We start from the raw sequence: 18,305 nt of genomic DNA, 5'->3' as shown, positions 1-18,305 counted from the left end.
ATAAGTCACTTGGCTGGACATAAATCAAGCTTCCGTCTCCTCCCTTTTTAATTTTTCATTCTCAATTTTTAATTGTAACGCCTCGCACTCCGCCGCCAACGGAATGCCCAACTCTGTCGCCAGCGCTAACGCTTGCTGGCAATATTGCTGCGCCACCTCGATCTCGCCTAGTGCTTGATGCAGTTCTGCAAATTTTTTCATTGTTTCTGCTTCCCCAGAGCGAAATCCAATTTTTCTATCAATTTCCAAGGCTGTTTTGAGAGCTTCAACAGCTTCAAAATATCGACCAAGTTTAATCAGAGTCCCCCCTAAATTTTCTAGGGCAATCCCTTTATCGGTAAGCTCACTAATCTCTTGTGCAATAGTTAGGTGTTGCTGATGAAAGTCAATTGCCTGCTGATATTGCCCCAAGCTATAGTACACCTTTCCTAAACCGCACAAGGCCCGTCCTTCACCCCAACGCTCGCCAATTTCCTGGGCAATGGTTATGCTTTGCTGATGGTAGTTGATAGCCTCCTCGTAGTACCCTAGACTACTGTACACATTCCCCAAACCGCATAGTGCATTACTTTCACCCTGACGGTCACCAATTTCACATCCCAGGACTAATGCTTGCTGATGAAAATTAATAGCTTGTTTATACTGACCTAGACTGTAATAAGCACTCCCAAGATCGCATAGGGCAATGCCTTTACCCCGCAGCTCACCAATCTCGTGCATAATGTTTAGACATTTCTGATGAAATTCAATTGCTTGCTTGTACTCCCCTAGACCGTAGTACGAAAGGCCCAAATTGCCAAAATCTTGCGCTTCAGCCTGAAGATCGCCAATCTCTTGGCTAATAATTAGGGCTTGCTGGTGAAAATTAACGGCCCGTTCGTACTCACCTAGACTGTAGTACGAAAGTCCCAAATTTCCCAGGGCACGCCCTTCCCCATCGCGATCAGCTATATCCAGCGCAATTTTCAAAGAGTTTTTATCAGCTTCAATGGATTTGTAGTAGTTCCCTAAGCTGAAGTAGCCGTTAGCAATACCGTTCCAGGATTTGAGGTCTATATCAAAACTACATTTACCCAACAGTTTTGCACAAAGGTTAATTTCTTCCCGATAATAGCTCCAAATATCTAGTTGTCGGTGCAAAGTAGTTTGAGCCGGTGTGTTTATTGTTTTGGTAAAGAGTTCTTTAGTCGTATCCCAATCCTCAATTTCATAATAGTGGTCAAACGCTTCCAGGTAGCCACGCACGGTTTCCAGATTAGGAGCATCGAGGGCGGGTTGATAGAAATTGAGCCATAGGTGGGCTGCTTGGCGTTCGGCATGGTGCCAAGTGGGGATATCGGCTCTAATCAGATCGTAGCCGATCGCACGGATCAAATTGTGTTGGCGAATATCAGTGCCTTCTTTTTCAATCAAAGCCCGATCGTCCAAAACTCGATAAGCCACTTTTTGCTGTTGAGAAGATCGATCGGCAATCATCGCCAACCAAAACTTTTTGGGAACCGGGCGGCGAAACACTGCACTGCGACAGAGTAAATCGAGAGCATCCGCAGGGAGTTGTTCTAAAGATTTCTTGATGCGTTCTCGGACTTTGCGATCGAGGGCTTCGTTGTATTCCGTTTCATCTAGGCGGGTGGCTTGTAATTCCCTCGCAACTTGCTCAAATTCTGGTTGATAAACTTGCCAATAGCGGTCAACATCGCCTGCAAATTCCTGCAAAATATCTTCAGCAATCACCTTCAAAACCAGCGGATGACCTTCATATATCTTGGCAATCCGGCTGAGGATATCTTGGTTAGAAGGTTCGACAACCACCCCGCGTTTGGCAAAAAATTCCAGTTGTTCTAACTGCAACAGCCCATTCAGTCGGTATTCTGCCCAAGTATTCGGGTAGCGATCGCTAAATTCAACCAGTGCCACAGGAAGCGCTTGCGCCGTCAATACCAAACGGCTGACAACATTGGAATCGGTGAGGAAACGCTGAAAAAAAGTTGCCCAGTAAGCATCAATAAATTGATTCGGCTGTTCGGGATTGAGCAAGCGTTCCAACGAATCCATTTGAATCCAGTAGGAATGAGATTGCAGCTTTTGCAAGAGTCGTTTCGCTAACCGATCGGGATTATTCCGTTCCTGGGGATCGAGTTCGCGATCGCCCAATTTAGCTAACAATTCAGCGGCAACAGAGGCAAAATCTGGGCTTTGTCCCTCCAAAATTTCCAGATAAATCCATTCAAACGATCGCTCTTTTTCCCAGGCTTTACTCGCCAGACATTCTCCCAACGTCGTTTTGCCAATCCCAGAAATACCCTTAATCCACAACAACCGAGTCTGTCCTTGCAATTTTGGCAGAAGTTCTTCAACGATCGATTCACGCCCTACCCAAGTTTGCGGATTGTAAGTCGAAAAATTAGGAAAGAGGAGAGATTCAGAACTAGGAGGGGAAATGCGATCGATATTTGGAGAAATTAACTCAGGCTGGTACTGGGTGCAGAGAGCGATAAGCAGTGGTAACTTTCGCTCACCACTCCTCGGATCGTCTGCTTCGTTTTGAAAAACCTCTATTTTAAAATCCTTGTAAAGTTGTCGTCGGTGCTGAGTCAGAGCAGCTTCACTCACTCCCACATCCGCCATGATTTTTTCGCGGTTGTCACCTCTCAGAATTCCTAGAAGCACTTGTTTGCGTTTTGTTGGCAGATTATCAAACACTTCCAGGAATTTTTCTCGTCTCATCATAACTTTCCCCCCAGACTGAGAATTTTCTCACTACCCATATTATGAGATATCAAACCCAGAAACTGTATGAATAACACCTCAAAACATACAGGAGTCAAGGCAATGTCTTATCAACATTCATCTAATACTACCAATCAAAGCGTTCCTTCCATTGTGACCATCGACACTCTGCCCATTGTGGAGCATGGCGAATCACCGACGGCAATTATTCTGGCGATCGCGATTCTGAGTTCGACTCTAATCGGCAGCATCACGGGATTAGTCCGCGTCATTTTAATGGCGAAACCTCGCCGTTAGACTGAATTGAGCGATCGCATTTCTCGAAAAGTGCGATCGCTCAAAATTGAATTCAAAAAGATTAGACAGACTATTCGATCACAGTTTCAATAATTACGGTAACGGGCGTTGACGAATTCGATCGCCTTAAACTACATCCGTTTCAGTAGTTCATCGTACTCGTCGTGTGAACCAATCCAGTACCAGTAAATACGATCGGCTTCCAATAAACCTAAAACACGATAATTGATACTGACACGAGCAGAATAAATCGGTTGCTTCTGACTGATTCGCTTGAACTGAAGACTTGGATGATAAGGATCTTCCTGCCAAAGGGCATAAGCTTTATCGGCTTGTTCCTGAACTGATGCAGGAAGACTCTCTAGCCGCGTGCGAAATGACTTTGTAACACTTGATTTCATTTTTGTGTTGGGAAAATCTCATCAAGTGGAACCGTTTCTCCTTCCGCAATTTCTTGACGTACCATTGCAGCCATCCGATCCCATTGATCGTCTGTCGTGTCAGCAAAACGAGTTTCCCATTTTTGCTCGTCCTGCAACTCTGCCAAAAACCGAGCCGCGATCGCATCTTGCCGATCGGGTGGGAGTTTTTGGATTTGGGCGATCGCCTGTTGAAGGAGTTCAGTCATGATTTTGTTTAAAACCTTTCTCTCTAGTTTACTTCATTTATCGATCGAAATTCACGTCGCGATCGAATTGTGCGATCGCCATCTACGGTAACGGGCGCTGACGAATTCGATCGCGATCGACCACCGTAAACCGTTCCTCAAATTGCAATCCTTCAATCTGTAATAAATTTAACAATATTGATGCTGGTTCTTCCGGTGTGTGAGAATGTCGCGGACTTCATAGCTGCTCATAGTCCATCGGCGTAGACATTCCCGCTGCAATCTCGGCTTTGGCTTTCCGGGCTGCTGCAACTAGATTATTCTTCGTCCGCTTAAACGACTCATCCCATCGCTTTTCTTCTTCAATTTCTGACAGATATGCGCGAACATTCTCCACTACCTGCTTTTGAAGCTCGTCAGGTAGGGACTCAAGCATCTTAACGATCGTGGTAATTGCAGGAGAAGACATGGCATCTATTCAGTGCAGTGGATCTTCTCTATTCTACAACCTTCGCCACAAACAAGCCATAAAGTATTTCAATATAATCGCGATCGAACGTCAAAATCACCTGTTGCTCATCTGCCGCACGAACCAAAACCTCGGAATCCTCAATTCGGGCGAGAATCCTCGGTAATAGAAGCGACTTCCAGATCCGCTTGTCGTAGCATTCGTACACTCTGAAGAGGAAAGTTTTCATTTGCCAGAAACCGCATTAACTTGCCTCAGCAAAGAGTAAAGGCGTGTAAAATACGTCTTCTTTGAGGCATTCCGCAGCGAAGGCAAATACAGCTTGGATAGATTCATGATTAAGCGTTGGGTAGTTTTCTAGAACTTGTTGCTGGGTCCAACCTTCTGAAAATAGCCCTAAAACGAATTCCACAGATATTCGTGTCCCCTTAATTACAGGCTTTCCAAGCAGAATTTTAGGATTTGAGTGAATGTATGTTTTCCCGTTCATAGCCAGCTTGCCTCTACGGAGTATGCATCTATTTTGAAACCTTTCTCTCTAGCTTACTTCATTTATCGTCTCAAACTCACGTCGCGATCGAATTGTGCGATCGCCACTTCCAGCTCAATACTCTCTAAAGTATTATTTGTAGGCTAGGCAGGAAGTGTCTCATAAATGAGTTCCATGAGTTATTCTGAAGCAACGGTATCAGAGATTATGACCTGAGACTTCTGCTGTTTTCGCTAAAAATTCTCGATCGGCCGATTCATCTCCAAAAGAGTCGATCGCAATCTGAGCTTTTGGCATTGGTATTAGCGGAGTTTCGACGGGGACATATTTGCAGTATCCAACTACAATCATCTCAAATTCGTTATATCGAGTTTAATTGAGGCTAAAATCTATGCAAAATCAATTAATAGAGATTCCCTGTAGTTGAATTTTGTTCAGAAGTTCTTCAGTGGTGTAGGGTTTATTGATGCAAGTTGTGATACCGAGAGCTTTCAGGTTCTGTTGATACTGAGGCATCACTCCGCTGGTGGCGATCGCCCTAATTTCGGGATTCATCTTCTGCAATATCCGAATTAGCGTTACCCCATCCATATCCGGCATCATCATGTCTACCAGAACTACAGCGATCTGCTGTTGGTGCTGAGCATAGGTGGCGATCGCATTCGTTCCACTATTCGCCGTGAGTACGCGATAGTGATGCGTTTCTAGAATTATGCCAGTAGCTTGGAGAATTGATTCCTCATCATCTACGACTAAAATTAATTTTCCCTGTCCTTGAGGTAGTTTCGCCTCCTGAAGCTTTCGTGAAGCTTGAGTCTCGATCGCGGGCAGGTACACTTTAAATTGCGTGCCTTTCCCGACTTCACTGGCAACCTGGACAAAACCGCCATCGCTTCTGACAATCCCCAAAACGGTCGATAGTCCTAAGCCTGTGCCCTGGCCGGATGCTTTGGTGGTGAAGAAGGGGTCAAAGATCCGATCGCGCACTTCAGGAGCAATTCCTGTACCCGTATCAGAAACCGCAATCAGAACGTACTGCCCTACCCGAGCATCCAGGTTCATCTGGGCGAAGATTTCATTCACCTCAAAATTTTCAACCGCAAGTGTGAGAGTACCGCCATCGGGCATGGCATCACGAGCGTTGACACAAAGATTCATCAATAACTGATGTAATTGAGTGGCATCAGCAGACACCTGGCTGAGAAATTTTTCTGGGATAGCTTTACGAACTTTAATGGATTTGGGGAAAGTTTGTTTAACAACTTTGATGACTTCTTGCAACAGCGGAGCAACCTCGACGCTCGTTCGTTCTCCTTCGGAACCCCTGGTAAATGTGAGGATTTGTCGCACCATATTTGCACCTCGTTTGGCACTATCTTCTACGATCTGTAACATTTCCTGCGATCGCTCAGCCAAACCGAACTGCGGCAATCGTAACAACTGAGAAATTGCCAGAATCGGCGTTAACACATTGTTGAGATCGTGAGCGATGCCACTGGCAAGAGTGCCGACGCTTTCTAAGCGTTGAGCGCGATAAAACTGGGCTTCCAGTTGTTTCTTTTCGGTAATATCGGTATCGACTGAGAGAATAAATTGGGGTCGATCGGCTGCATCCCGCATGAGTGTCCATCGGGCTTCTACAATCACCGTTTTGCCTGTTTTGGTGGTTTTGTGCAGCTCGCCCTGCCATTCTCCTTGAGCCAACAGCATTGGCATAATTTCGGGTATCAGATCGGGATTGGATTGCAATAAGTGATAGGCTGTTTTCCCGATAGCTTCGGTTGCCAGCCAGCCATAGATCTGCTTTGCCCCTTGATTCCAGTAGAGAATGCGATGGTCTAAGTCCCGGACAAAAATGGCATCGGAGGTAATGTCCAGTAGTGCCGCTTGTTCTTGGATTTTTTGCTCTGCCTGTTTGCGATCGCTAATATCTCTGAACAAAATACCCACTCGGTGTTGCTCTGGCTGTCCCGATCGGTAGGCATACACATCGTACCAGCGGTTCAATGCTCTCGCCTGATTCTCAAACCGCAGGGGTTCGCCCGTCATGGCGATTCTGCCGTAAATTTCAAACCAATATTGCTCGTACTCCGGCACCATTTCAAGTATCCGCTTACCCACTACCTGCCTCAATCCCGTTTGTCGTTCAAACCTGGGATTCACTTCTAAAAAGCGGTAATCGATTGGCGTGTCGTTTTCATCAAACAACATTTCGACGGTACAAAAGCCTTCATCGATCGACTCAAACAGCGTGCGATACCGTTCCTCCGATTCGCGCAGGACTGCTGTGGCGGCAATTTGCTCGGTGACATTTCTGAAATAAACACTGATGCCGTTTGGGGCAGGGTAGGTGCGAACTTCGTACCAGCGATCGTGATCCGGGTAAAACTGGGTTAATGAGCCAGCGACGCGATCGTGCATTGCCCCCAGGTAAATTGGTTCAAATTCACTGCCAATCAGTCCGGGATATTCTTCCCACAGGTTCTTGCCCACTAAATCGTCTAGAGTGCGATCGAGCAAGGCTTCGACAGATGGATTCAAGTAGGTGAACTGCCAGTTTTCATCCAGGGCAAAGAATGCCTCATGAATGCTCTCTAGAATATTTCGAGTCTGCTCCTCATTTTGGCGCAAAGCGGCTTCGGCGCGAGCACGCTCGATGGCTGCCCAGGTTCGTTCTGCGGTTTCTTCAACCCGCTTGATCTCGGTTTCAGTCCACTGTCGCGGCGTGGATTGATGCACCGCCAGCATGGCGACAAACTGATTATTTTTAACCAGTGGCACATCAATGTGTGCGGCAATCGCAAGTTCGCGGTAGTTCGCCTTCTCAGCATCGTTATATTTGGGATTATCGGGGATGTTGGTGACGATCTGGGTTTTTCCGGCTTGATGATCGGCAGTGAGGTTGCGTCGGTAGTCTTCAAAACGGTATCGCCCACTCATCTCTGCCACACCATTGGTGTAGTTGCGATGAATGATCGCCTCCTCACCATTTGACACTACCTCAAAGTAAATGACCCGAGTTGCCCGCAAAGATTCACCCAAAGTGCGAGCGGCGATCGCTAGAATATCTGAAGCATCCGTGAGCGGGCGCAGTGCGTCAGCCAGAGCGACCCGGAAAGCATCTAATTCGGCAGTTCGCCGCAAGATTTCCTCTGCCCGTTTGCGATCGGTAATGTCTCGGAAGACAACGGCAACCCGGCACAGCGATGCGTCACCGACACGCGCCGCTTCAACCTCAAACCAACGATCGAATGCGGGCGAATACTGCTCGATTCGCTCAGATTTCCCTGTGGCGATAATTCGGGCATAAAGATCGTTCCAAACTCGTTCGAGTCCCGGCATCAGTTCGCTCGCCAAGCTGCCTGAAGCACTGCTTAAATTGGTGTGTCTTTCAAACGCTGGATTCGCTTGGAGAAACCGATGGTCGATGGGCTGCCCGTCTTCGTCATACAGCACTTCGACAGTGCAAAAGCCTTCGCTCATGTCGTTGAATAGCGCTCGATATTTTTCCTCCGACTCGCTCAATCTAGCTTCGGCTAGTTTGCGATCGCCAACGTCAATCACTGAGCCAATATACCCATTGAACTGACCGTTAGTTCCGATCCAGGGACTTGCAGCATCGATCGCCCTGCGAAACCGTTCTTCACTTTCACTTAAAGCTGCGGTACGCTCTGTCACCCGCTGTTCCAATTCATCACGAGTCGCTTGCAATTGCTGCCTTTGTTGCTCGATAGTTCGATCGGCAATCTCCAATTCCTGATTCTTTTGCTGTAAAGCTGCTTGAGTCGATCGCAGTTGTTCCAGAACCGTTTGCAACCGATCGTTGACCGAGCGGAGTTCGTCAACTTGGGGGTGACTGGGGATTCGATCGACCTGAATCGGAGTTGAGGAGGCATAGAGGGGATTCAGTCGATAGCCCACCCGGTAAACCGTTTCGATCGTATTCTTGGGCGCACCCACTGCCATTAATTTCTGTCGCAGATCTTTGATGTGATATCGTACAACTTCTTCTCCTGGAGATTCCAAAGAACTCCAGGCGCGATCGAGGATGACTCTGGCACTAAACACTGTTTCCTGAGACCGCAAAAATAGCTCTATAATCGCATATTCCTTGGGTGTCAGAACTAATAGCCGATCCTGGTAGACAACTCTTCGGGTGTTTGGATCGAGGGATAAATGGTTCCAGGAGAGTATTGGATCGCCCACAGTCGCCCCTCGTCGAAACAGTGCTTGGATGCGAGCGACCAGTTCATCATTATCAAAGGGTTTCACCACATAATCATCGGCTCCAGCGTTGAGGGCGATCGCCTTCTGCTGGGTTTCCCCCTGTCCGGTAAGCAACAAGATAGGTTGCCGAAATCCTTGCTTTCGGAGTTGCTGACACACCTCAATACCATTCAATCGGGGCAGCAAAACATCCAATAGAACTAGATGGTAGTCAAAAGCATCTGCCATTTGTAGTGCTGCTTCGCCATCGACAGCGATGTCTACCGCGTAATTATAGTGACGCAGTAATAATTGAAGTGACTGAGCAACAATGCGATCGTCATCCACCACCAGGATTTTCAACGGCAACCTCCAAGTCGATTTGAATTTGCGAAGTAGTCAGGCGCAATCCAAAGCAATCTTGACTATCCACACAGTTTCTACACAACTACTCTATCAAAATAGGCCTGTGGGAGATGAATCACAATTCCTCTAATTCCCGAGCAGATTGTTTGCTGCTCCCAAAACCTCTCCCCAAGCTCCTATCCTTTTCCAGATAGTAGATCGATCTCTCACTATCTACAAAGAAATGAGAGAGATTTCTCCTCTGAGAGCATCACGGTTCCGCAACATTTTTACAAACGTTAATAATCAGGAAAAGTATTATGTATCAGCCCTTTCATGCCGTTTCTCCTGCCTATCCGGGGCCTCACTCCCTTCCATCGCTTAAATCCGAGTTTGAAGCTTTAGACAAAAACCCGATCGAACCAGACACCATCCTATCAAAAAATATCTACATCTACGATCTGGTGGAGCAACATAACCTGAGCGGCAGTTGTTCTATAGCAAACCTGTTGGGCTATCACACGGATAACATTGCTGTAGCCGAGCCGCTGGATCTGGCAGGTTTAATTCACCCGGACGATCTGAACCGAGTTTCTGAACACTTTCAGCGATTCAGTACGCTGCACCGTGAGGAAGTAATTAGCATTGAGTACCGAATGCGGCGGGCGGACGGTCAGTGGTGCTGGCTGCGATCGCATGAAACCCTTCTGGCGCAAGCAAATGACAGCTTTCCCCAGCAAATTATAGGAATGATTCAGGTGATGGATCGGTAAGAGAAGGCAACTCGCTAGATTTGGGATGAGCCGTCTATTTAACACCCACAAACATTCCTGTTCAAACAATAGCGAACCATCGGTTTGTTAGAGACAAAATCGACTTTTTAATATTTCTGCTTTAGAAAAGGATTTTTTATGCTCAACTGTCCTTGCTGTTCCAATCTAATGGTTCGTCATTTTCAAGATCGTCAGGTTCGATGGTTTTGCCGTCACTGTTGGTCAGAAATGCCTATCTTGAATAGTGGTAAATCGGAGATCTTGCGCCACTTGCAACAACCTGGCAAATGGAATACTCCTAGGGAGTCGCTGCGAAGGAGCCGCGACAGGAGCAAAGTCTGCCTACGCAGGCTGGAAGAGCATTTGAACGAATCCGCGTAGGTGACTCCATTGCGATACTTCAGACGCGGAATTGAGCTATCTCCCTTTTGCAGCCATTGACTTTCATGATAACAAAACTGGTGCGGGCGATCGAATTTGAGCTTTCATGTATACCGTAAACTTTTACACCTTTTCTCCGTTTTACTGCCCGCGTCCTGGTTTACAATCTACAAAACCTAATGCTTCTGTGTCGAGAAAACTGGCGATCGCCATTTCGATTGTTTGTGCGATCGTTGGTGCGATCGGATATTCAATTTCCGCAGCACGCGCAATTAGAGCCGCTTGAATTCGTTCTGGCAAACGTCCCAAAATAACTTCGGCATCAGCAGGAGAAAGTTGTTATTGAAGTTTAGCTTGCATGGCATTCACCTTTGGGTTGGAATTTGAACTAAGACTGCGACTACACTCCAACAGATAATTTAAGGAATTTAACTATCGAGTTGAGCGGCGGCTAAGACTTCAACGAAGTACAAAGACTTTCATCCGCCGCTCCAAAGAATTGTTATGCCTCTTTACAGCACGACTATTCTGGCTTTATCCAACCCTTAACAGCATCTTTTACAACGTTTACATAAGGGTTGTCTAAAAACTCTTCGATCGCAGTTTCACCACCAGCTTGTAAAGCACTGACTACTCGACGTTTAAAACTAAGAGTAGTCTCGTCATTAACATAGACATTTTTTTCGGTCTCAGTAGCTACAGGATTTGTCTGTTCTAGCTGTTTCAGAAGTTTCTGAATTTCGGCAGCCGCTTCAACAAGGGTTTTACTTTGCCCTGATTGATAGAACTGACTGTTCTCTGAACGAGCATATTTGCCGACTGCTCCAGCTTGACCGACATTATAAGTATCTCCTTCCATAACAATCTCCTTCTTGCTTTGATAATAAACTTCGCTATTCGTTATAGTAACATTAATAAATATGATGGCACTACCATTTTCCTGTGATAATGCATCTTGACTTGATTGCAAAATTTCTGTTTCCTTGTCCAAATCCATGAATGCTTTTGGAAGCTGATCGTCGGGTTGCGAAGGCGGTGAAAGTAGGGCTTGGTCATACTGTAGATAATATTCCTCTCTATATACATCATTATTTTCTGAATACTTTGTTTTAACTCTAACAGTGACCTGTCCGTCTTCCGTTTTTTCCAGCGCAACAATTCTAAACACCTCTTCCGGATACTGCTCTGCCAATTGCTTAAACGATATAGCAACAGCGCGGGAATCAAAATCATCTTTATGAAACAGATCGAGAGTGCCAATTAGAGACATGGCAAATTTCCTAAAATCATCTTCTTTGAATTCCCCTCTATGAGGAATACGCTCTGTCTCCCTACTTCCTTCAACCGATTCTTTCATGTATACATAATCGCACTTAACCTGGTCTATTTTTGTTCTTAACGTAGCTCCCCATCTCTCGATAAATGCCCCAGTCAGAGTAGCACCTGTAAAATCGGTTCCATCAAGGCGTGTCTGCACTAGAATGGCTTCAGATAATTCTGCACCACGCAAGTTAGCGTTACTGATATCCGCTCGTTTGAAATTAGCACACTTTAGTTGGGCACCCTGCAAATTTATGCCCTGAAGTTTTAAGCCTTCAAAATTTCCATATGCGCCTTCACCTGTTGTTAGCAGCTTTATTATTGATAGTCGCTTTTCCAAGTCTTTTAGGTAGAGAAAAGTCCGATCTAATCTAGATTGAGTAAGAAATTTTACTCCTAGCCAGCAAGTACCATTCAACTCAGAATCTCTGAAGTCAGCACCTCTCAAGTATGCTCCAGTAAAATCAGCATTTGTGAGATTAGCCTCTTGAAAATTAGTACCGCCTAGGGAGGCAAGTGCTATCGCATTTTCATTAACTAAATTATATTCAGGTCGATCGCTTGATGCTTGGTCAGCAACATAACTACCCAGAAAGACACCAAGTAGTGTGACAACCATAAACATTGCAGTAGAAACACTTCCTGAATGACTAGCATGAATAAAAAATGTTAGGATGATAGATACGAAAATTAGTGCGCTACTTATCAATATTATACCTTTTTTATGGCTGTTAATTAAAATTTGAGTAGCTACTATTAGAATAGCTACAGAAACAGCCACAAAACTGATTCCAAATCCTGCGACAGCAGCAGTGGCAATTTTTGCTAAAAATCTTATTGCATAGCCTGAAACAGAAGGAATACCATGCCCAAATGATACCCTAACTAAACTTAAAATCAGAATTCTAAGCATAGCCAATCCAACAATTACAGTGCCATAAATAATTGTTATCCTGAATGCTTTTTCTAATCCACGTTGAATGTTATATGCAAAAGCTATAAATAATAAAGCGCACGTTGAAATAGCCCAAATGCTGGCCATTAGCTCATCTCTGTCCGACTGGTTGGTAGTAAATTTCACAAAGCTAGAACCAATGCCATCTCCTATGCGTTGTCCAAGATAGCCGAGGACAACTAGCACTATGACTACTATAAAAAATAATATTGTAATCAAACGAATAGCTTTAGCAAATGACAATCCAGCTTTCGCACTGCAAAATTTGGCATCTTCACAATTGCTATGACTGAAATCAGTATCTTGGATAATAGCGTTGGTGAATTTTGCACCTCGAAGATCGGCTTTAGCGAAGTTATAGCCTGTTAGATTACGTCCATTAAAGTCTGCATTTCTGAGGTCGCAATTGAAATAGTTATTTCTCATATAACTCCTGCCTTCATAAAGTGACATCAAATGGATATTTCCCAAATCATTCTGCTACTGTTGTGCATTTTGGTTGATTATCTTGTGGGAGTTTGACACAGGCGCTGAGTTTTTTCCCTGGTCCCATATTGCCATAATGCGGACCAGCTATACCATCATCTTCAGTTTCGTAGCGTCCATATTCTTTACCTTCTTTGTCTTTGACATAAAGGATAGAATAAGGAGGGACTATCGCCGATGCCCAACTAGCATTACACAGCGCAGAATATCTCAGTTTAAGTGTTATGTTTCCAATTTTTTGCTCAAGACGAGTTTGTACGTCAGTATCACATTTAGCGTTTCGAGCATCCTGATTAATGCAAGAAATACCATGACAAGTTGGTGGTTGCATGATGTCATAGATAGATACATAAAGATCCCAAGAAATTAGAGGTGCCAGAAGCATTAACAAAGGGGAGACTAAAAATTTTAAGCTATTCATAATTTCTACATCCTGGGAGTAGTGATAATCAAAGCTTCATCCCCTTCAAGCTATTTGAAGGGGATAACAGATACAAGCTAGTCACTTACTTCAACCCAATGATGTGCAGAATTCTCTGCCATCGCTCGGATGCATCGCGCAAGCTTTTACAGGCGCTTTTGTCCTCAATTTATCTCCAAAATTCCACCCATGCACACCAGCCGTGTAGCTGGTATATGTACTATCTGATGCATCCTTAAGGTATAAAACTGTTCCTGCTGGGACACAGGCTCTCACCCATTTAATTGTATTTTTCTTGGAACTGCGAAGTTGAAGTTTTAGCCGATAGCCACGAAAAGTCTGACGACGTTCTTGAATAGTTGTCGAACCTGGCTCAGATTTACCCGAATTATTGCATATGGTGCTTGGGTTTACAGCGTTGCTGCTTGGTATAAACGAAAGCCAAGTAGCTAGCATAACCAACAGTCCAAGTAGAGGAATCGCTCTACGTTTTTTTAAAATATTCATGTGGTTACTTTTGAGTGTTAATACACCTTAGCCGCAGCCACCCTGATAATATGTATATTATACCGCAGACAAATTTTGTTTGTCAAGTCTTACTCTTGATCGTTTTGGGATAGCGCTTCACATAGCGATCATGACCCAAAGCTAGCTTCATTGTTTAAAAACTTTGTCTCTAGCTTACTTCATTTATCGATCGAAATTCACGTCGCGATCGAATTGTGCGATCGCCACTTCCAGCTCAATACTCTCTCAAGTATTATTTGTAAGCTAGGTATAGGCAGGAAGTGGCTCATAAACGAGTTGCATGAGTTTTTCTGAGGGAATGGTTTCCATTGCATAGGTATTGCCTTGAGCATCAGCAAAATCTACTAGATAAGCGCGATCGTCAAAGCTCATCAGAATAGTGCCAACTTGTCCGGGCCGGAGCAAAATTGGCCCAGAGGTTTCTTTATGGATTGCCTGAATTTCTTCGGTCAAGGCAACAACATCATACTCGTGTAACGTCATTATAGTATCCTCACTTATTGACAGGGTAGGTATTAGTGAGCCTGGGAAAGTCTTCATCGGTGCGAATCATCCAACATGAAAGCACCCAAGAGCTTCCTGTTTCCGTAGTCATGAAAAATTTGAGATCGTACTGGGTTCCATAATTGTCTGTTTTGTAGATTTCTGCCTCCTGATTGACCGCACATTCTAATAAAGCGAATTCTAAAATAGCTTTTTTTTCTAGTGTAATCCCCAATCTTTTTCTAAACAGGATGGCTTTATCTTTTCCTTTGGAATGCTGCATATTTAGTGAGTATCTCTCAAGCTTGTCGCCAAGCACTGCCTTCTCTCCGTTGGGTAATTTCATCTATCGAAATGGTTAAGTCACTTGGTGGAAAGTTTTCATTTGCCAGAAACCGCATTAACTTGCCTCAGCAAAGAGTAAAGGTGTGTAAAATACGTCTTCTTTGAGGCATTCCGCAGCGAAGGCAAATACAGCTTGGATAGATTCATGATTAAGAGTTGGATAATTTTCTAGAACTTGTTGCTGCGTCCAACCTTCTGAAAATAGTCCTAAAACGAACTCCACGGATATTCGTGTCCCCTTAATTACAGGCTTTCCAAGCAGAATTTTAGGATTTGAGTGAATGTATGTTTTCCAGTTCATAGCCAGCTTGCCTCTATGGAGTCTGCATCTATTTTGAAACCTTTGTCTCTAGCTTACTTCATTTATCGTCTCAAACTCACGCCGCAATAGAATTGTGCGATCGCCATTTACGGTAACGGGCGCTGACGAATTCGATCGCGATCCATCACCGTGAACCATTGCTCAAATTGCAATCCTTCCATCTCTAATAAATTTAACAATATTGATGCTGGTTCTTCCGGTGTTCGATAATAAATCTTGTTTGTTGTCGATCGACAATCCCTATAGAACCCATTTGAGATCTTTTAACGATCGACTGATGGCGGGCGATCGACCGATCGCGCTCGATCGACCCAAAATACCTACCTGTGAACTTCGAGAGAACTTTAGCGAACTCAAGCCAACTACCGTAAAGCAGAGCTAGCTCTCATTTACTTTGCATATTGTAATTATCAAGAAAACCTATACTTTTTCTTGATGGCTTTGCGCTGCTCCCCACCCGTTTAACACCAATACTTAAATACATATGAGCTTATCTGCACTCCGCGAAAACTTTTGTTACAATATGTAAGCTGTTACAAATCGTAACTTATGCTGGTTTCTATTTTAATAATTGACGTTGCCCTCGTTGCCTGGTCATTGCATCTAATGCAAGAGGCGATCGCGCAACGAGAATTTTCACTAATCCTAGCCGGCACCCTAGTTGCGGTTTCAGCCGCGGCCCTGGTAGTCGTCTACTTCCTCATGGGGTCTTGTTTGAGCCATTTAACTGAAATATCCCAGCACACCTACTAGATTGTAGTGGCGATCGACAATTGTCAAAAAGCGAGGAATTTTTTTGAAAAAAAAGCCAAAAGCCTTGCCAGTTCAAGGCTCAAAACTATTTTTTCAAAAAGGCTTGACAAATATCGGTCAGTTAAGGCATGATTGAGAGCGCGAAAAGAAAGGGGAATTAGCTCAGTTGGTAGAGCACTACAATGGCATTGTAGGGGTCAGCGGTTCGAGCCCGCTATTCTCCATAAGTCAAGATTACACGGCGGTTGAAACCGCGTCTACAAAAACCAAGTCCGCCGACGCGGACTGAAGAGAATAACATAATTTTCAGAGCGTATTTTTCAACGTACTGGAAGTGGGTTTTGTGTGTATCAAGCTGGTTTCAACGGCGATCGCATTCTTAAATTCGATCGCACCACACACCACAAAAACCAACTTTCCCCTAAAATCTAAACAGTCCAACCGCAACCAACAAAGCGCTACCTGTGGCAAACTCAACTGAACCCAACAATCCAGAGATAACGAGTCAGCTTGCGCGATCGCCTCTGTACGAACTATCATTACAGCTCAAAGCTCGAATGGTGCCCTTTTCCGGGTGGGAGATGGCCGTACAGTACGCAGGTATCAGCAGCGAACACCAAGCAGTACGCCAGCAAGCAGGAATGTTCGACATTTCCCACATGGGAAAATTCTGTTTGAGAGGGAAACAGGTAATAGAAAAATTTCAACCCTTAGTACCGTCAGACTTAAGTCGCTTGCAACCAGGACAAGCTCAATATACAGTCTTATTAAATGACAAAGGCTGCATCCTAGACGACATTATTTTCTACTGCCAAGAACCCGATGGAACTACGGGCGAAGAACGGGCTGCAATCATTGTTAACGCCGCCACTCGCATCACAGACAAAGCCTGGATTATCGCCCACTTAGACTTGAGCGAAATTGTTTTTACCGACCTCTCCGAAGACCAAGTTTTAATTGCAATTCAAGGCCCGGAAGCTGTTAACTATCTCCAGCCTTTTGTGGAAGACAACCTCGCACCAATTAAAGCTTTCGGACACTTAGAAACTAAGTTGTTGGGACAGCCGAGTTTTATCGCCAGAACTGGTTATACTGGCGAAGATGGATTTGAAATCATGGTGGATGTAGAAACCGGAAAACAAATCTGGCAAAAATTCCTAGATGCTGGCGTTGTTCCCTGCGGTTTGGGTGCCAGAGATACTTTGCGTTTAGAAGCGGCAATGGCACTTTACGGTCAAGATATCGATGACAATACTACACCTTTAGAGGCTGGATTGGGTTGGGTAGTTCACCTCGATAGCAAAGGTGATTTTATTGGGCGGAATGTTTTGGAAGAGCAGAAAGCCACGGGAGTATCGAAGCGGTTGGTAGGGTTGGAAATGCAGGGGCGACATATTGCGCGCCACGGCTACCCGATAATAGTGGCAGGGGAAAAAGTAGGAGAAGTTACTAGCGGTACCTTATCGCCTACATTGAATCGGGCGGTAGCCCTCGCGGTTGTTCCGGCAAAATTAGGTAAAATTGGCCAGCAGTTAGAAGTTGAGATTCGCGGGAAAAATTACCCGGCTACCGTGGTGAAAAAGCCATTTTATCGATCGCAAAACCGCCCAAATTAAATAAGGTTCGTAGTGAGGACTTCAGTCCGCATCAATCCGAGGACTAAAGTCCCTACTACGAACCAACACAATATCAATCTATCATATTAAAACGGTTCGTAGTGAGGACTTCAGTCCGCATCAATCCGAGGACTAAAGTCCCTACTACGAACCAACACAATATCAATCTTCCATATTAAAACGGTTCGTAGTGAGGACTTCAGTCCGCATCAATCCGAGGACTAAAGTCCCTACTACGAACCAACACAATATCAATCTATCATATTAAAATGGTTCGTAGTGAGGACTTCAGTCCGCATCAATCCGAGGACTAAAGTCCCTACTACGAACCAACACAATATCAATCTATCATATTAAAACGGTTCGTAGTGAGGACTTTAGTCCGCATCAATCCGAGGACTAAAGTCCCTACTACGAACCAACACAATATCAATCTATGTAAGGATTCAGGTCACTGAAATCCTTGCTGGGCAAAGACTTTAGATATAGAACTCGATCGTAAATCAATCTCTATTCTCAATAAACCACCAAAAACTGTTATTTTTCGTCGTTTATTGACAATAGATCGCGAAAGACAAAAACCCTTATTTTGCCCTAAAACCCTTGCTAGGCAAGCGTTGGAGCTGCAAGTTTTTAGACCTGAATCCTTACCAATCTATCATATTAAAACGGTTCGTAGTGAGGACTTTAGTCCGCATCAATCCGAGGACTAAAGTCCCTACTACGAACCAACACAATATCAATCTATCATATTAAAACGGTTCGTAGTGAGGACTTT

General features: G+C 44.6%; 21 protein-coding genes and 1 tRNA gene. 6 read left to right on the top strand and 16 right to left on the bottom strand.

The annotated features are described in order from the left end of the window. Positions 1-24: 24 nt before the first annotated feature. Positions 25-2,730 (bottom strand): tetratricopeptide repeat protein, encoded by a 2,706-nt coding sequence (locus QZ918_RS18675; protein ID WP_293337508.1) that lies wholly within the window; start codon positions 2,728-2,730, stop codon positions 25-27. Positions 2,731-2,796: 66 nt separating this feature from the next. On the opposite strand from QZ918_RS18675, the gene QZ918_RS18670 reads away from it, so the two are divergent. After that, complete coding sequence (locus QZ918_RS18670; protein ID WP_293337506.1) at positions 2,797-3,027, top strand: hypothetical protein; 231 nt, start codon at positions 2,797-2,799, stop codon at positions 3,025-3,027. A 131-nt stretch (positions 3,028-3,158) separates the two neighbouring features. Here the strand turns inward: QZ918_RS18670 and QZ918_RS18665 are convergent, their stop codons facing one another. The 7 genes from QZ918_RS18665 to QZ918_RS18635 form a co-directional block, all read right to left on the bottom strand. Next, a complete protein-coding gene (locus QZ918_RS18665) occupies positions 3,159-3,428 on the bottom strand; it encodes a ParE family toxin-like protein (RefSeq protein ID WP_293337504.1) in 270 nt (89 codons plus the stop codon). Next, complete coding sequence (locus QZ918_RS18660; protein WP_293337502.1) at positions 3,425-3,655, bottom strand: hypothetical protein; 231 nt, start codon at positions 3,653-3,655, stop codon at positions 3,425-3,427. The genes QZ918_RS18665 and QZ918_RS18660 overlap by 4 nt, the downstream gene beginning before the upstream one ends. 217 nt (positions 3,656-3,872) lie before the next feature. Further along, positions 3,873-4,103 carry a hypothetical protein gene (locus QZ918_RS18655; protein WP_293146439.1) on the bottom strand — a complete coding sequence of 77 codons (231 nt, stop codon included), beginning with the start codon at positions 4,101-4,103 and terminating at the stop codon, positions 3,873-3,875. Between the two features lie 28 nt (positions 4,104-4,131). Continuing rightward, the gene (locus QZ918_RS18650) at positions 4,132-4,332 is read right to left on the bottom strand and encodes a DUF5615 family PIN-like protein (RefSeq protein ID WP_293337500.1); all 201 of its coding nucleotides are present in this window, start codon (positions 4,330-4,332) and stop codon (positions 4,132-4,134) included. A 15-nt stretch (positions 4,333-4,347) separates the two neighbouring features. Beyond that, positions 4,348-4,593 (bottom strand): DUF433 domain-containing protein, encoded by a 246-nt coding sequence (locus QZ918_RS18645; RefSeq protein WP_293337498.1) that lies wholly within the window; start codon positions 4,591-4,593, stop codon positions 4,348-4,350. Positions 4,594-4,791: 198 nt separating this feature from the next. Next, positions 4,792-4,944: a hypothetical protein gene (locus tag QZ918_RS18640; protein ID WP_293337496.1), complete on the bottom strand. Its 153-nt coding sequence runs from the start codon at positions 4,942-4,944 to the stop codon at positions 4,792-4,794. Positions 4,945-4,992: 48 nt separating this feature from the next. Further along, entirely contained in the window at positions 4,993-9,162 is a 4,170-nt protein-coding gene (locus QZ918_RS18635) for a response regulator (protein ID WP_293337494.1), read from the bottom strand. A 302-nt stretch (positions 9,163-9,464) separates the two neighbouring features. Here QZ918_RS18635 and QZ918_RS18630 point away from each other — a divergent pair, with 302 nt between their 5' ends. After that, positions 9,465-9,917, top strand: a complete 453-nt coding sequence (locus QZ918_RS18630; protein WP_293337492.1) for a PAS domain-containing protein — start codon at positions 9,465-9,467, stop codon at positions 9,915-9,917. Positions 9,918-10,439: 522 nt separating this feature from the next. Here QZ918_RS18630 and QZ918_RS18625 read toward each other — a convergent pair. The 7 genes from QZ918_RS18625 to QZ918_RS18595 form a co-directional block, all read right to left on the bottom strand. Further along, positions 10,440-10,607, bottom strand: a complete 168-nt coding sequence (locus QZ918_RS18625; RefSeq protein ID WP_293337490.1) for a hypothetical protein — start codon at positions 10,605-10,607, stop codon at positions 10,440-10,442. Between the two features lie 214 nt (positions 10,608-10,821). Then, positions 10,822-12,999, bottom strand: a complete 2,178-nt coding sequence (locus tag QZ918_RS18620; RefSeq protein ID WP_293337488.1) for a pentapeptide repeat-containing protein — start codon at positions 12,997-12,999, stop codon at positions 10,822-10,824. 46 nt (positions 13,000-13,045) lie between these two features. Beyond that, positions 13,046-13,480 carry a DUF2690 domain-containing protein gene (locus QZ918_RS18615; RefSeq protein WP_293337486.1) on the bottom strand — a complete coding sequence of 145 codons (435 nt, stop codon included), beginning with the start codon at positions 13,478-13,480 and terminating at the stop codon, positions 13,046-13,048. Between the two features lie 90 nt (positions 13,481-13,570). Further along, positions 13,571-13,987 (bottom strand): hypothetical protein, encoded by a 417-nt coding sequence (locus tag QZ918_RS18610; protein ID WP_293337484.1) that lies wholly within the window; start codon positions 13,985-13,987, stop codon positions 13,571-13,573. A gap of 264 nt (positions 13,988-14,251) precedes the next feature. After that, a complete protein-coding gene (locus QZ918_RS18605; RefSeq protein WP_293337482.1) occupies positions 14,252-14,491 on the bottom strand; it encodes a DUF4926 domain-containing protein in 240 nt (79 codons plus the stop codon). A 10-nt stretch (positions 14,492-14,501) separates the two neighbouring features. Then, positions 14,502-14,837 carry a DUF6883 domain-containing protein gene (locus QZ918_RS18600; RefSeq protein WP_293337480.1) on the bottom strand — a complete coding sequence of 112 codons (336 nt, stop codon included), beginning with the start codon at positions 14,835-14,837 and terminating at the stop codon, positions 14,502-14,504. A gap of 54 nt (positions 14,838-14,891) precedes the next feature. Further along, the gene (locus tag QZ918_RS18595; RefSeq protein ID WP_293337478.1) at positions 14,892-15,137 is read right to left on the bottom strand and encodes a DUF433 domain-containing protein; all 246 of its coding nucleotides are present in this window, start codon (positions 15,135-15,137) and stop codon (positions 14,892-14,894) included. Between the two features lie 205 nt (positions 15,138-15,342). Here QZ918_RS18595 and QZ918_RS18590 point away from each other — a divergent pair, with 205 nt between their 5' ends. The 3 genes from QZ918_RS18590 (at position 15,343) to QZ918_RS18580 (ending at position 16,135) form a co-directional block, all read left to right on the top strand. Further along, positions 15,343-15,540, top strand: a complete 198-nt coding sequence (locus tag QZ918_RS18590) for a hypothetical protein (protein WP_293337476.1) — start codon at positions 15,343-15,345, stop codon at positions 15,538-15,540. Between the two features lie 167 nt (positions 15,541-15,707). Further along, complete coding sequence (locus tag QZ918_RS18585) at positions 15,708-15,911, top strand: hypothetical protein (protein ID WP_293146445.1); 204 nt, start codon at positions 15,708-15,710, stop codon at positions 15,909-15,911. A 151-nt stretch (positions 15,912-16,062) separates the two neighbouring features. Continuing rightward, positions 16,063-16,135, top strand: a tRNA-Ala gene (locus QZ918_RS18580). 82 nt (positions 16,136-16,217) lie between these two features. Here the strand turns inward: QZ918_RS18580 and QZ918_RS18575 are convergent. Further along, a complete protein-coding gene (locus QZ918_RS18575; protein WP_293337528.1) occupies positions 16,218-16,451 on the bottom strand; it encodes a hypothetical protein in 234 nt (77 codons plus the stop codon). Between QZ918_RS18575 and gcvT the strand changes: the two genes are divergently transcribed. After that, the gene (gcvT, locus tag QZ918_RS18570) at positions 16,376-17,527 is read left to right on the top strand and encodes a glycine cleavage system aminomethyltransferase GcvT (protein WP_293337474.1); all 1,152 of its coding nucleotides are present in this window, start codon (positions 16,376-16,378) and stop codon (positions 17,525-17,527) included. The two genes, QZ918_RS18575 and gcvT, sit on opposite strands and share 76 nt — an antisense overlap. The last annotated feature ends 778 nt before the right edge of the window (positions 17,528-18,305 follow it).

This window comes from Microcoleus sp. CAWBG58, assembly GCF_020883045.1.
Taxonomy (GTDB): domain Bacteria; phylum Cyanobacteriota; class Cyanobacteriia; order Cyanobacteriales; family Microcoleaceae; genus Microcoleus.
Note: the sequence above shows the minus strand (reverse complement) of the source record. Positions and strands in the feature narration are given on the sequence as shown.

What these genes read in the sequence shown, in the direction of transcription:
- QZ918_RS18645 (WP_293337498.1), bottom strand. Translation starts at nt 4,593, where the DNA reads ATGAACGGGAAAACATACATTCACTCAAATCCTAAAATTCTGCTTGGA.
- QZ918_RS18620 (WP_293337488.1), bottom strand. Translation starts at nt 12,999, where the DNA reads ATGAGAAATAACTATTTCAATTGCGACCTCAGAAATGCAGACTTTAAT.
- QZ918_RS18660 (WP_293337502.1), bottom strand. Translation starts at nt 3,655, where the DNA reads ATGACTGAACTCCTTCAACAGGCGATCGCCCAAATCCAAAAACTCCCA.
- QZ918_RS18600 (WP_293337480.1), bottom strand. Translation starts at nt 14,837, where the DNA reads ATGAAATTACCCAACGGAGAGAAGGCAGTGCTTGGCGACAAGCTTGAG.
- QZ918_RS18595 (WP_293337478.1), bottom strand. Translation starts at nt 15,137, where the DNA reads ATGAACTGGAAAACATACATTCACTCAAATCCTAAAATTCTGCTTGGA.
- QZ918_RS18640 (WP_293337496.1), bottom strand. Translation starts at nt 4,944, where the DNA reads ATGATTGTAGTTGGATACTGCAAATATGTCCCCGTCGAAACTCCGCTA.
- QZ918_RS18670 (WP_293337506.1), top strand. Translation starts at nt 2,797, where the DNA reads ATGAATAACACCTCAAAACATACAGGAGTCAAGGCAATGTCTTATCAA.
- QZ918_RS18605 (WP_293337482.1), bottom strand. Translation starts at nt 14,491, where the DNA reads ATGACGTTACACGAGTATGATGTTGTTGCCTTGACCGAAGAAATTCAG.
- QZ918_RS18610 (WP_293337484.1), bottom strand. Translation starts at nt 13,987, where the DNA reads ATGAATATTTTAAAAAAACGTAGAGCGATTCCTCTACTTGGACTGTTG.
- QZ918_RS18585 (WP_293146445.1), top strand. Translation starts at nt 15,708, where the DNA reads ATGCTGGTTTCTATTTTAATAATTGACGTTGCCCTCGTTGCCTGGTCA.
- QZ918_RS18615 (WP_293337486.1), bottom strand. Translation starts at nt 13,480, where the DNA reads ATGAATAGCTTAAAATTTTTAGTCTCCCCTTTGTTAATGCTTCTGGCA.
- QZ918_RS18655 (WP_293146439.1), bottom strand. Translation starts at nt 4,103, where the DNA reads ATGTCTTCTCCTGCAATTACCACGATCGTTAAGATGCTTGAGTCCCTA.
- QZ918_RS18665 (WP_293337504.1), bottom strand. Translation starts at nt 3,428, where the DNA reads ATGAAATCAAGTGTTACAAAGTCATTTCGCACGCGGCTAGAGAGTCTT.
- QZ918_RS18630 (WP_293337492.1), top strand. Translation starts at nt 9,465, where the DNA reads ATGTATCAGCCCTTTCATGCCGTTTCTCCTGCCTATCCGGGGCCTCAC.
- QZ918_RS18675 (WP_293337508.1), bottom strand. Translation starts at nt 2,730, where the DNA reads ATGATGAGACGAGAAAAATTCCTGGAAGTGTTTGATAATCTGCCAACA.
- QZ918_RS18575 (WP_293337528.1), bottom strand. Translation starts at nt 16,451, where the DNA reads ATGATAGTTCGTACAGAGGCGATCGCGCAAGCTGACTCGTTATCTCTG.
- QZ918_RS18650 (WP_293337500.1), bottom strand. Translation starts at nt 4,332, where the DNA reads ATGAAAACTTTCCTCTTCAGAGTGTACGAATGCTACGACAAGCGGATC.
- QZ918_RS18590 (WP_293337476.1), top strand. Translation starts at nt 15,343, where the DNA reads ATGCTGGTTCTTCCGGTGTTCGATAATAAATCTTGTTTGTTGTCGATC.